The organism is Luteimonas sp. J29 (assembly GCF_000472505.1).
GTDB lineage: Bacteria > Pseudomonadota > Gammaproteobacteria > Xanthomonadales > Xanthomonadaceae > Luteimonas.
Genome location: NZ_AWZR01000001.1, coordinates 224,165 through 235,842, shown reverse-complemented (window position 1 = coordinate 235,842; position 11,678 = coordinate 224,165). Strand labels below are relative to the sequence as shown.

Sequence of the window (11,678 nt, the reverse complement as noted above, 5' to 3'; positions counted from 1 at the left end):
CCCGCAAGCGGGGGAAGGAGCTGGTGAGTCGAGGCATCATAGGGCGATGAAGACCTACCTCGTCGGCGGCGCGGTGCGCGACCGGTTGCTGGGCCTGCCGCCCGGCGATCGCGACTTCGTCGTCGTCGGCGAAACCCCCGACTCCATGCTCGCCGCCGGCTTCCGCCCCGTCGGCCGCGATTTCCCCGTGTTCCTGCATCCCGACACCGGCGAGGAACACGCGCTCGCCCGCACCGAACGCAAGAGCGCGCCGGGCCACCGCGGCTTCGTCGTCCACGCCGACCCGTCCGTCACCCTCGAACAGGACCTCGAGCGCCGCGACTTCACCATCAACGCCATCGCCGAGGACGCCGACGGCAACCTCGTCGATCCCTTCGGCGGCGTGCGCGACCTCGAGGCGCGCGTGCTGCGCCACGTCGGCGCCGCCTTCGTCGAGGATCCGCTGCGCGTGCTTCGCGCCGCGCGCTTCATGGCGCGGTTCGCGCCGCTGGGCTTCCGCGTCGCGCCCGAGACCATGGCGCTCATGCAGCGCATGTCGGCCAGCGGCGAGCTGTCGAGCCTGGTCGCCGAGCGCGTGTGGCAGGAGCTGTGCAAGGCGCTGGCCGCGCCGCAGCCGTCCGCCTTCCTGCGCACGCTGCGCGAGGCCGATGCGCTGGCCGTCGTGCTGCCCGAGGTCGATGCGCTCTACGGCGTGCCGCAGCGCGCCGAGTACCACCCCGAGATCGACACCGGCGCGCACCAGGAACTGGTCAGCGACATGGCCGCCAGGCTCGCGCCGGGCGACACCGTGGTCGGCTTCGCCGCGCTCACCCACGACCTGGGCAAGGCGCTCACCCCGAAGCAGGAGCTGCCGCGCCACATCGGCCACGAGCGCGCCGGCGTCGCCCCGCTGCGCAGGCTGTGCGAACGGCTCAAGGTGCCGCTGGAGCATCGCGACCTGGCGATCATCGCCTGCCGCGAACACCTCAACGTCCACCGCATGCTCGAACTGCGCGACGAGACCGTGCTCGAACTGCTCGAGCGCTGCGACGCGTTCCGCAAGCCCGGTCGGATCGAGAAGCTCGTGATCGCGTGCGAGGCCGACAAGCGCGGCCGCCTCGGACTGGAAGACCAGCCCTACCCGCAAGGGCCCGAACTGCGCCGCCTGCACGCCGCCGCACTGGCGGTGAACGCCCACGACCTCGCCACCGGAGGCCTCGACGGCCCGCGCATCGGACAGGCCCTGCGCAAGGCCCGCATCGCCGCGATCCGCGCCGCGCGCCAGTCCTGACCGCCGAGCGGGATCCCCCTGTAGGAGCGGCTTCAGCCGCGACCCGGATCCACACGCCGCGACGCCAGGCATCGTGGCGGCGTGGTCGCGGCTGAAGCCGCTCCTACAGCGGGTGCAGCAGGTGCAGGGTGTTTCAGGCGCTCGCCTTGCGGCTTGCGCGCGAGAGGAAGCCCAGGAGGGCGGCTTCCCACTGGCGCGGGCCGCGGGCCCTGGCGGCGCGGCGCTGCAGGCGGCCGTCGCGCCAGCCGTCGAAGACGCGCGGGTCGATGTAGCTCTTGCGGCACACCGTGGGCGTGTTGCCGAGCAGCGCGGACACGGCCGTGCACACCTCGCGGCACACGCCCGCGGCGGCGGTGTCGGAGATCGCGTCGTCGCAGGCGATCGTCGCCAGCTGGCGGAACGCCGCCTCGGTCGCGCCCCAGGTGCGGAAATCCTTGGCCGTGAACGCCTCGCCCATGCACTCGCGCAGGTAGTCGTTGACGTCGGAGGACTCCACCGCCACCAGCGCGCCGTCCGCATCGCGGTACTGGAACAGCCGCTGCCCGGGCAGTTCGTGCATCGCCCGCACCAGGCGCCGCAGGCGCGGGTCCTGGATGCCGGCCTCGTGGGCGCGGCCGCCCTTGCCGACGAACTGCAGCCGCAGCTCGCCGGCGAGGAAGCGCGCGTGCCGGGTACGCAGCGTGGTCAGGCCGAACGAGCCGTTCTCGCTCGCGTAGCTGTCGTTGCCCACGCGGACCAGGGTGCTGGCCATGATCGCGACCACGCCCGCCAGCACCTTCTCGCGCGGCAGCCCCGGCCGCGCCAGGTCGGCGCGCACGCGGCGGCGCAGCTTCGGCAGCGCGCGGCCGAAGGCGACGATGCGGTCGAACTTGTTGGCATCGCGCAGCGGGCGCCAGTCGGGGTGGTAGCGGTACTGCTTGCGCCCGCGCGCGTCGCGCCCGGTGGCCTGCAGGTGGCCGAGCGGCGAGGCGCAGATCCACACCTGCGTATAGGCCGGCGGGATCGCGAGCGCGCGGATGCGCGAGAGCGTGTCGTCGTCGCGCACCAGCGCGCCGTCGGGATCGCGATAGGAGAACGCGCGCCCGCGGCGCTCGCGGCGGATGCCGGGCGAGGCGTCGCTGACATGGCGCAGGCCCGCGACGATGGCATCGCGCTCGGCCGGCGTCAGCGCATGGTGGCGGCGCGGCCGGCGGGTCGTCGTGGTGGTGGCGCGGGGCATGCGCGGAGTGTCCCGGCCCGCCGTGATGCGCCGGTGAACCACCCCGCAACCCTGTAGGAGCGGCTTCAGCCGCGACCACGATCCGCCCGGTGCCATGGCAGGCATCGTGGGCGGGCGGTTCGCGGCTGAAGCCGCTCCTACAGGGTGGAACGGCAAGCTCGCGGCTACCCGGCAGTGTCCACCAGCACCAGCTCGGCATCCTCGATCGCGGTGACGCGGAGGCGGTCCTGGCCGCTGATCGCGGCGCCGTCGCGCGGCTCCAGCGCCACGCCGTCCACCTCCACCCGGCCGCGGTCGGCGACCAGGTAGCCGTAGCGGCCCGGCCCGGCGAACGCGTACTCCGCGCTTTCGCCGGCCTTGAGCGTGGCACCGAGCACGCGCGCATTCGTGCGGATCGGCAGCGCGTCGTCGTCGCCCTCGATGCCGCTGGCCAGGGCCACGAACCGGCCCGAGCGCCCGTCCTTCGGGAACGGCCGCGTGCCCCACGCCGGCGCCTCGCCCTGGCGATCGGGGAAGATCCAGATCTGGAAGATCCGGGTCACGCCCGGCTCGAGGTTGTACTCGGCGTGGCGGATGCCGGTGCCCGCGCTCATCACCTGCACGTCGCCGGCCACGGTGCGGCCCTTGTTGCCCAGGCTGTCCTGGTGGGTGATCGCCCCCTCGCGCACGTAGGTGATGATCTCCATGTCGGCGTGCGGGTGCGGCGGGAAGCCGGTGCCCGGCTGGATGGTGTCGTCGTTCCACACCCGCAGCGCGCCCCAGTGGACGCGGTCCGGGTCGTGGTAGCTGGCGAACGAGAAGTGGTGCTTCGCGTCGAGCCAACCGTGGTTGGCGCCACCGAGGGTGGCGAAGGGGCGGCGCTCGATCATGGCGAACCTCCAATGCGGGGACTGGGGCCAGTCTAGGAACCACCCTGCCCCTTGAGAATGGAAAGGCCCGAATAGCATTCTTTCCATTCTTGACATGCTCGCGCCCGCGGCCGGACGATGCCCCGAACCCGCCGCGGAGCCACCGATGGCCAAGCTGCCGGACCTCGAAGCCTGGGCGATCTTCGCCACGGTGGCCGAGGCGGGCTCGTTCGCCCGCGCCGCCGAGGCGCTGTCGCTGTCGCAGGCCACCGTGTCCAAGGCCATCGGCCGGCTGGAGCGGCGCATCGGCACCAGCCTGTTCCACCGCACCTCGCGGCGCATGGCGCTGACCGAGGCCGGCGCAGCCGCGCTCGAACGCGCCAGCCGGATCCTCGAGGAAGGCGAGGCGGTGGAGCAGGAGGCCGCCGAGCAGTCCACCCGCCTGCGCGGCCGCATCCGCCTGGCCGCGCCGATGTCGTTCGGCGTCTCGCGCCTGGCGCCGATGCTGCCCGGCTTCCTCCAGGCCCATCCCGAGGTGGAGCTGGACATCCAGCTCAGCGACGAAGTGGTGGACCTGGTGGCCCACCGCGTCGACCTCGCCCTGCGCATCGCCGCCATGGCCGACTCCAGCCTGCGCGCCCGCCGCCTGTGCAGCGTGCGCCTGTGCGTGGTCGGCGCCCCGGCGTACTTCGCGCGGCACGGCCGCCCCGAGCACCCCCGCGACCTCGCCCGCCACCGCGCCCTGCAGTACGCCTACCAGCGCGGCGGCAGCGCCTGGCGCTTCCGCCACCCCCGCCACGGCGAGTACACCCAGGTCGTCCCTACCCAGCTGCAGGCCAACAACGCCGAAGTGTTCCTCCCCGCCCTGCGCGCCGGCCTCGGCCTGGCCCTGCAGCCGGACTTCCTGGTCTGGCAGGACCTGCGCGACGGCACGCTCGAAAGCGTGCTGGACGACTGGCAGGGCGATCCGCTCGCGCTGCATATCGTGACCCCGCCGGGGCGCAGGCGGCCCGCCAGGGTGCAGGCGCTGGTGGATTATCTGGCGGAGGGGTTGGTGGGGGAGCCGTGGGCGCGGGAGGTTCGTGGCGGCTGAGGTGGCGTCTGACGCGGAGCACCGTTGGCCGGACAGGAAGTGCCGTGCATATCGACGAATCCGCGGCGATACTCAATAACAATCTGGTTTAGGGCAGTATCGTCGGCGTTACCGCCCCGAAGCGGGGTCTAATAGGTGTTAGGTGTCATGGCAGACAACGAAGCGATCCGGCCACTCACTAAGGACGAGCATGCTCTCGCACGCTGGATGCTTGAGCATGGCGGACCCGAGGCGCGCGACTACTTGAGCCAATTGGACATGGCGGCGGCATCTACCTGGCGCTGCGAATGCGGTTGTGCCAGCTTCAACTTTAAGATCCCCGGCAGACCGAGTCCTGCCCCAGGAGTGCATGTCCTGGGCGACTACACCTTCGGAGACCAAGATCACATGTCTGGCATCTTCGTCTACTCAAGCGAGGGGACGCTGTCCGGAGTTGAGGTCTACGGCTTGTCCGGCCCTGCACCGGCGGTTCTGCCGCATCCCACCGACCTGCGGGGAGCGGATTCCCCAAGGAACGAAGCAAATGACACCTAACAATGCGTTCAAGCCGAACTCGTTTCGCTACGCCAGCAACATGGCAAAAAAAGCTTGCCATGTTGTTGGCTGCGCTACACGAGTCGGCTTAACTTAGGCGTTAGACCGCATGTCGAGTTCATCGCAAGTCATGCCAGAAGCAGAGGTCAGTCTCAGGCTAGCTATCCATCTGCTTTCCAGTGGACGTGCCAAAGGAACTATTTTGGTCGCTATCGACGGCGCACAGGTTCGGCTTGGCGAGAAGGTTCACTTCTCTGTCCGTGATTTCATGCGGGATCACGGCTGGCACTGTGATACTGCCGAGCGGTGGCAAGTCACCTATCACAACGATTCTCTTCCAGGCGCCATTGAGGTGCACTCCAGGCCTGGCGTTGGCGATGTGTACGCAACCCTGATGGACAACTCACCGTTTGTCGCTGAGGCAAAGAAAGGGCCTCTTGCTCGCTCCAAGTCTTCTGCTGAGTACCCTCTTCTTCGCGAGGCTCTAGGGCAGCTCCTGACAATCGAGACCCTGCCGGAGAACCCCACGCTTGCGGTTGCGGTTCCGTATAGTTCCAAATTCGCCCAGTTGGCCGCGCGGTGGCGGAACGCCCCGCTAGTCCGCCTAGCCGGCATTCGCATACTCACCGTCAGCCAAGACGGTCATGTGGACGGGTGGTAAGGTGCGGTCTAACAATTCATTCAAGCCGAACCCGCTTCGCGGGTCGGCTTAATTCAGGCGTTGGGCTTCAGAATAAGAAACTATGGGTTGGCTAATCGGCATCGTAATTCTCATCCTGTTGGTTGTCTCAGCAGGATTCCGCAAGTTCGCCTTGGTGATAGTAGGCCTGGGTGCTGCCGCGGGCTTTGTCATCTACGCAAATGAGGAAAGAAAGGAGAAGCTGGCTCTCTCTCGCATCAGGCCGGCGGAGCTGAAATTCGAAGGAGTGACGCTCAAGCCCGACTACAGCGGATACACACTTTCCGGCCGTCTGATAAACGGCTCCGCGCAATATACCCTCAAGCAGGTGACGCTGAAGGTAACGATGAGAGACTGCTCAGGCGAAAGCGAGAGGAACTGCCTCATCATCGGGGAGAGCAACGAGTATGTGTATCTGGGCGTTCCGCCGGGCCAGGCACGCGACTTTAACGAATTGGTTTACTTTTCCGGCGACGCACTGAAGCCCAGAGGCCGCTTGGTCTGGGACTATTCAGTTGTCGAGGTGAAGGGTGAATAGCTGCCCAACAAGCCCATGCACGCGACGTGCGAAGACGCACGCGCGTGATGGGCGGCGTTAGCTGTGAGGATCATTAATGAAGGCTACTGAGATCTTTACCCCGGGGCGACTGCCAACCCACACGTATGTAGGCGACCATCTTCAAGAGAGGGCGAAGGAGCTTCAGCAAGCCCTCAACGCCGGAGCGTTGGTAATTTCGCTATCCGGGCCATCAAAATCCGGAAAGACCGTGTTTGTTGAGACAAACGTGGGACGAGACCGCCTAGTTCAAGTCACCGGCGCGGGCGTTAACAGTCCCGAAAAGCTTTGGGACCGCGTTTTTGATCTTATCGGCACACCCATCACATCCTCATCATCCAATTCGAAAGGATTCGACGGAAAGGTCGGCGGAAAGGTGGGGGGATCTGCAGGATTCCTTGTAAAGGGGCAAGGCGAAGTCTCTGTCGAAGGTGCTTGGTCTAACTCGCAAACGACCACCGAAACGGATTCGGTTGACTATTTGCAACTGCTAATTCGTGAACTGAGCGACACTGGCTTGGTCGTGTTTGTGGATGACTTTCACTACATCCCAGCAGAAGTGCAGAAAGAAATTTCTAACCAGATTAAAGAAGCCGCGCGCCAGAACGTAATATTTATTGTGGCGTCGGTTCCCTATCATTCTGACGATGCCGTACGCGCAAACCCCGATCTGCGCGGCAGGCTCGTCAAGCTTGATTTCGATTACTGGGATCAGGATCAGCTAGTGAAAATTGCCCACGCCGGCTTCAAGCATCTCAACGCGACTTTGCCGCAGGGGTACTTGAACGCGCTGGCTGCAGAGGCCGCAGGCTCCCCCCAGTTGATGCAGACGCTCTGTCTAAACACGTGCTTTGAGCTCGATATCGAAGAGCCTTTCGCCGCAGGGACTCCAATAGAAACCAGCGACGTGACTTTTCAAAGAATCTGCGGAAGAACCGCCGCGAATTCCGACTACTCATCTACAACTATCAAGATGAGCGAAGGGCCGAAGACTCGCGGCCAAGACAGGAAACACTATCAATTGGTCAACGGAGAGATCTGCGACGTATATCCGTTAATCTTGAAGGCAGTGGCCGACGACCCCCCTGAGCTAACCATTCGCTATGCCAACCTCCAAGAGAGGATTGGGCGTCAGTGCGCCAGAGAAGTTCCGAGCGGTTCGAGTGTGACTGGGGCTTGCAGCCATATCGCGACAATCGCCAACGAATCAGAGAATCGCGCGATCTTGGAGTGGGACAGTGGAAATGATGTGCTGGATATCCGGGACCCTTACCTGCTGTTTTTCCTACGGTGGGGCCATCGTCACATCTAACAATTCATTCAAGCCGACGCCGCTTCGCGGCGCGGCTTAACTCAAGCGTTAGGCCTCACAGAGCGAGATCATGGCAGCTTCAACAGAGCAAGAGTTGGGTGCGCGTGCAGTCCCGCCAGCCGAGGTAAGACCCGACGGCCATCTCACTTTGCCGCGCAGCTTTGGCGTCTACGAGCTTCCGGCTCGGTCAGGTGCAACGCGTCGCTTTCGCTTCGGCAACCATCCTTCTCGCGAGTCGGAGCTTCATCGGAAGTTCGGTAGCTGCAAGCTCTTGTACCTATTCTTGCAGCGATCAGATGCAGTTCAGATGGCTTCTCTGCTCAATGGGCGTGAGGGGTGAATTAACACCCCAAGTGCAACACCCCTGAGAGCTGGTGTGTTGCACTTGGAAGTTGAGCCTAAGTGGTGTCAATCAATGACTGCCTTCGCAGAAGAAATGTCGCAGTACGTGGAGTGGTGAGAGATCGCACCTAACAAGTCATTCAAGCGGATGCCGCTTCGCAGCACGGCTTAATTCTGGCGTTAGACATCCACATGGATCTTTAATTGTCCGCGGTCTTCCACTCTCCTCCGATAAAATCCCGCATCGCCTCGAAATACCCCTCCGGCTGCCGCGTCGACAGCCTCGTCCCATCCGGCGCCACCTCGAACTCGTACATCCCGTGCTCGGCGTCGGGATAGACGACCACCTGGATCGGTAGCCCTTCATCCGCCAGCGCACGCAGGCGGCGTTCGGTTTCCGCGTGCGGGGCGTCGATGTCCTGGCCGCCGAGCAGCCACAGCTGCGGCACGCGCAGGTTGCGCAGCACGGGCATCGGGTCGTAATCGACGGGGATGCCGGGGAAAAGGCCCGGGCCGACCTCGCGCAGCTCGGCCTCGGTCTTCTCCAGCAGGAAGAAGGTGGCGTTGCCGCGGACGTGGCGGAACCAGGGCGCGTCGCCGTGGCGATCGCGGACGCGGGCCAGGGCGTCATGGCCGTCGCGGAAGCCGCTGCGCAGGATCTCCGCGGTGGCGTCCACCACTTCCATCGCGCCGGCCAGCGCGTCGGGGCCGAAGCCGTGGCGTTCCATGTCCAGCACCACGGCGGCGCGGTCTTCCTCCAGCGGCGACACGGCCAGGCCGAAGCTCACCACCACGAAGTCCACCGGTTCGATGCGCGCGGCCAGCGGCGCGACCCAGCCGCCCTGGCTGCCGGCCTGGTAGCCGATGCTCGCGGCGCGGGCGCCGGCGAGGCGACGCGCTTCGCGGGCGGCGGCGATGGCGTCGGTGGCGAGCACCAGGTAGTCGTGGGTGTAGTGGCCGCCGGAGGCGCCGGTGCCGCGCTTGTCGTAGACGAAGGCGCCGATGCCCGCCGAGGGGAACAGGCGCTGCAGCGCGTAGTCCTCGCGCGCCGAACTGCGTTCGGATCCGTGCACCAACACCACCACCGGCACCGGTGCGTCGCCCGGCGGCAGCACGAGGCGGCCGGCGAGGGTGGCGCCCTGCACGGCGAAGCGGGTCTCGCGGGTGTCGAAGGCGATGCGCTCGCCGGCGACGCCGTCGAAGCGCAGGCGGCCGTCGGCGCAGGCGTCGGGTTCGACGCGATGGCCGTCGGGGCGGCCGGTCCAGCCGAGCGTGCTGGTCCAGCCGCCGTCGGGCGCGGGGTCGAGCTTGCCGCTGGTGCCGTCCTTCATGCGCCAGCGGTAGCCGTCGTCGCCGGAGCGGGCGAGGTCCACGTCGCGTCCGTCCTGCAGGCGGTAGGTGCCGACGCAGGCGTCGTCGGGTGGCGTGGCGGCCGTCGCCTGCAGCGAGGCGACGGCGAGCAGCGCGGCGATCCAGGTGCTGGCGGCCATGTGGCGCTCCCGTCCGGTGGGCGACGCCGTGCAGGCGGGGCCCGTGGGTCATGCGCCGGGGCGACGCGGTGGGGAGGACCGTAGCGCCGTGGGGTGGGTGGGCGCGTGTGGATGGTCATGGGGGGGCGGGGGTGGTGGGTGTGGTTGGGGTGTGTGGGGTGGGTGTGATGCGGCGCGTGGTGGGGTGCGTTGGGGACCCGGATGCGCGGAGGGGGTTGGGGTGGGGGTCGCGGCTGAAGCCGCTCCTACAGGGGAGCTAGAGGCCGCCGGTGGCTTCGAGGATGGTGGCGGTGATGTAGGAGGCTTCGGGGGAGACGAGCCAGGCGACGGCGTTGGCGATTTCTTCGGGCTGGCCGGGGCGCTGCATCGGTATCCGCTGGGCCACGCGGGCGGGGCGGTCGGGTTCGCCGGCGCGGGCGTGGATGGTGGTGTCGATGGTGCCGGGGGAGACGGCGTTGACGTGGATGCGCTGCGGGGCGAGTTCGCGGGCCAGGCCCACGGTGAGGGCGTCGAGGGCGGCCTTGGTGGCGGCGTAGGCGACGTATTCGCCGGGCGATCCGGTGCGGGCGGCGACCGAGGTGATGTTGACGATGTGCGAGGGCGCGAGGCGGCGCAACAGGCGGGCAAGTCCGCGCCACGACGGCGCTGAGCCTCAGTCGCGGCGGCCGCGGAACAGGCGCTGCAGCAGGTCGCGCGCGAGCTGCTGTTCGGACGCGTCCAGGTTCTCCACCAGCGGGCCGAGCGCGGCGCGGCCCTCGGCGCGCAGCTGCCGCAGCAGGCGCGCGCCCTCGTCGGTGAGCACCACGTCGGTGGCGCGGGCGTCGTCCTCGTTCGCGACGCGCGCGACCAGGCCGCGCTTCTCGGCGCGCGCGACCAGGCCGGACATCGTCTGCTTCTCGAGGCCGAGGTAGTCGGCCAGGTCGGTCATGCGCGGGCGGCGGTCGCGCAGGATGCCGAGCATCCGGACCATCGACAGCGACAGGTCGTGCGCGGCGCCGATGCGGCTGATCACCGCCATCACCACGAACGAGGCGGTGACCAGGGTGTCGACCAGCCCTTCGCGGGGGTCCGGGGGCTGGCGGGTGGACGGGTGCTTGCGGGCCATGGGCATCATCTTGACATGGTTCGTATTGCGTATCAGTATTGGATCGTAATACGAACTATCGGAGCGCCGACGATGGACCGCAGGACCCGACACCCCCGCCCGCGCCGCGCCTTCGGGGGGACCCTGCCCGGCGGGGGGCGCGCCTGGCTGGCGGTGGTCTCCACGGGCATTGCGCTGGGCGCGGTGCTGCTGCTGGCGCTGCGCGACGCCGCCGGGGACGAGACGGCGCCCCCGCCGCCGACGCTGGCGGTGCGGGCCGTGGCGCCCGAACCGCGGACCTGGCCGTCCACCCTGCCCGCGGTGGGCAGCATCGCCGCCTGGCAGGAAGTGGTGGTGGGCGCGGAGATCGGCGGCCAGCGGCTGTCGCGGCTGCTGGTGGACGTGGGCGATACGGTGCGCAAGGGCCAGCTGCTGGCCGAGCTGAGCCCGGGGCCGCTGCAGGCCCAGCTCGACGCCAGCCGCGCGGCGCTGCGCGAGGCGCAGGTGATGGCCGACGACGCCGCGCGCTCGGCGGCGCGCGCGCTCGAACTGCGCGACTCGGGGCTGATGTCGCGGCAGTCGATCGACCAGGCAGTGGCCGCGCGCGACGCGGCGCGGGCACGGCTGGCCGCGGCGCGGGCGCAGGTGGAGGCCGACGCGATGCGTCTGGGCTATGCGCGCATCCTCGCGCCCGACGACGGCGTGGTCAGCGCGCGCGCCGCGGTCGAGGGCGCGCTGGTGCAGGAAGGCGCCGAACTGCTGCGCCTGCAGCGCCAGGGCCGGCTGGAATGGCGCGCCGAGGTGCCCGCCGCCGACCTCGCCCGGGTCGCGCCGGGCCAGGTGGCGCGGATCGCCAGCGGCACGGGCCATCTCGAAGGGCGCGTGCGCCAGGTGGCGCCGCAGGTCGATCCGCAGACCCGCACCGGGCTGGTGTACGTCGATCTCCCGGCCGGCGACGGCGTGCGCGCCGGCCAGTTCGCGCGCGGCGAACTGCTGCTGGGCATGCGCGAGGTGCTGACCCTGCCCGAGAGCGCGCTGCTGCTGCGCGACGGCGGCAGCCACGTGTTCCTGGTCGAGGGCGACACGGTCCGCCAGCGCACGGTGGAACCGGGCGCGCGCCGCGGCGACCGGGTGGAGATCCGCGCCGGGCTGGCCCCCGGCGAGCGGGTGGTGGAATCGGGCGTGGCCTTCCTCGCCGACGGCGTGGCGGTGCGCGTGGTCGCCGACGCGGCCGTCGCGGACGCGCGCTGA

11 protein-coding genes are annotated in these 11,678 nt (G+C 68.4%); 6 read left to right on the top strand and 5 right to left on the bottom strand.

What is annotated here, in order from left to right; genetic code table 11:
* Window positions 1-46: 46 nt before the first annotated feature.
* The gene (locus LUTJ29_RS0100980) at window positions 47-1,270 is read left to right on the top strand and encodes a multifunctional CCA addition/repair protein (RefSeq protein ID WP_027070905.1); all 1,224 of its coding nucleotides are present in this window, start codon (window positions 47-49) and stop codon (window positions 1,268-1,270) included.
* A gap of 133 nt (window positions 1,271-1,403) precedes the next feature.
* Here the strand turns inward: LUTJ29_RS0100980 and LUTJ29_RS0100975 are convergent, their stop codons facing one another.
* Both LUTJ29_RS0100975 and LUTJ29_RS0100970 read right to left on the bottom strand, forming a co-directional pair.
* On the bottom strand, window positions 1,404-2,489 hold the full coding sequence (locus tag LUTJ29_RS0100975) for a DNA topoisomerase IB (protein ID WP_051322563.1): 1,086 nt from the start codon (window positions 2,487-2,489) through the stop codon (window positions 1,404-1,406).
* Between the two features lie 164 nt (window positions 2,490-2,653).
* A complete protein-coding gene (locus tag LUTJ29_RS0100970) occupies window positions 2,654-3,358 on the bottom strand; it encodes a pirin family protein (protein ID WP_027070903.1) in 705 nt (234 codons plus the stop codon).
* 145 nt (window positions 3,359-3,503) lie between these two features.
* On the opposite strand from LUTJ29_RS0100970, the gene LUTJ29_RS0100965 reads away from it, so the two are divergent.
* The 4 genes from LUTJ29_RS0100965 to LUTJ29_RS18540 all read left to right on the top strand — a co-directional run bounded on the left by LUTJ29_RS0100965 (window position 3,504) and on the right by LUTJ29_RS18540 (window position 7,511).
* Window positions 3,504-4,430, top strand: coding sequence for a LysR family transcriptional regulator (locus LUTJ29_RS0100965; protein ID WP_027070902.1), 927 nt, complete (start codon window positions 3,504-3,506; stop codon window positions 4,428-4,430).
* Between the two features lie 147 nt (window positions 4,431-4,577).
* Window positions 4,578-4,964: a hypothetical protein gene (locus LUTJ29_RS18545; protein ID WP_144774557.1), complete on the top strand. Its 387-nt coding sequence runs from the start codon at window positions 4,578-4,580 to the stop codon at window positions 4,962-4,964.
* A gap of 743 nt (window positions 4,965-5,707) precedes the next feature.
* The gene (locus LUTJ29_RS0100960; protein ID WP_027070901.1) at window positions 5,708-6,181 is read left to right on the top strand and encodes a hypothetical protein; all 474 of its coding nucleotides are present in this window, start codon (window positions 5,708-5,710) and stop codon (window positions 6,179-6,181) included.
* A gap of 76 nt (window positions 6,182-6,257) precedes the next feature.
* On the top strand, window positions 6,258-7,511 hold the full coding sequence (locus LUTJ29_RS18540; protein ID WP_144774556.1) for a hypothetical protein: 1,254 nt from the start codon (window positions 6,258-6,260) through the stop codon (window positions 7,509-7,511).
* A 542-nt stretch (window positions 7,512-8,053) separates the two neighbouring features.
* Here LUTJ29_RS18540 and LUTJ29_RS0100955 read toward each other — a convergent pair.
* The 3 genes from LUTJ29_RS0100955 to LUTJ29_RS0100945 all read right to left on the bottom strand — a co-directional run bounded on the left by LUTJ29_RS0100955 (window position 8,054) and on the right by LUTJ29_RS0100945 (window position 10,457).
* A complete protein-coding gene (locus tag LUTJ29_RS0100955; RefSeq protein ID WP_051322562.1) occupies window positions 8,054-9,343 on the bottom strand; it encodes an alpha/beta hydrolase in 1,290 nt (429 codons plus the stop codon).
* A gap of 256 nt (window positions 9,344-9,599) precedes the next feature.
* A complete protein-coding gene (locus LUTJ29_RS15650) occupies window positions 9,600-9,959 on the bottom strand; it encodes an SDR family oxidoreductase (protein WP_232221121.1) in 360 nt (119 codons plus the stop codon).
* A 36-nt stretch (window positions 9,960-9,995) separates the two neighbouring features.
* The gene (locus LUTJ29_RS0100945) at window positions 9,996-10,457 is read right to left on the bottom strand and encodes a MarR family transcriptional regulator (RefSeq protein ID WP_198012642.1); all 462 of its coding nucleotides are present in this window, start codon (window positions 10,455-10,457) and stop codon (window positions 9,996-9,998) included.
* Window positions 10,458-10,520: 63 nt separating this feature from the next.
* On the opposite strand from LUTJ29_RS0100945, the gene LUTJ29_RS15645 reads away from it, so the two are divergent.
* Window positions 10,521-11,678, top strand: a complete 1,158-nt coding sequence (locus LUTJ29_RS15645) for an efflux RND transporter periplasmic adaptor subunit (RefSeq protein WP_084524514.1) — start codon at window positions 10,521-10,523, stop codon at window positions 11,676-11,678.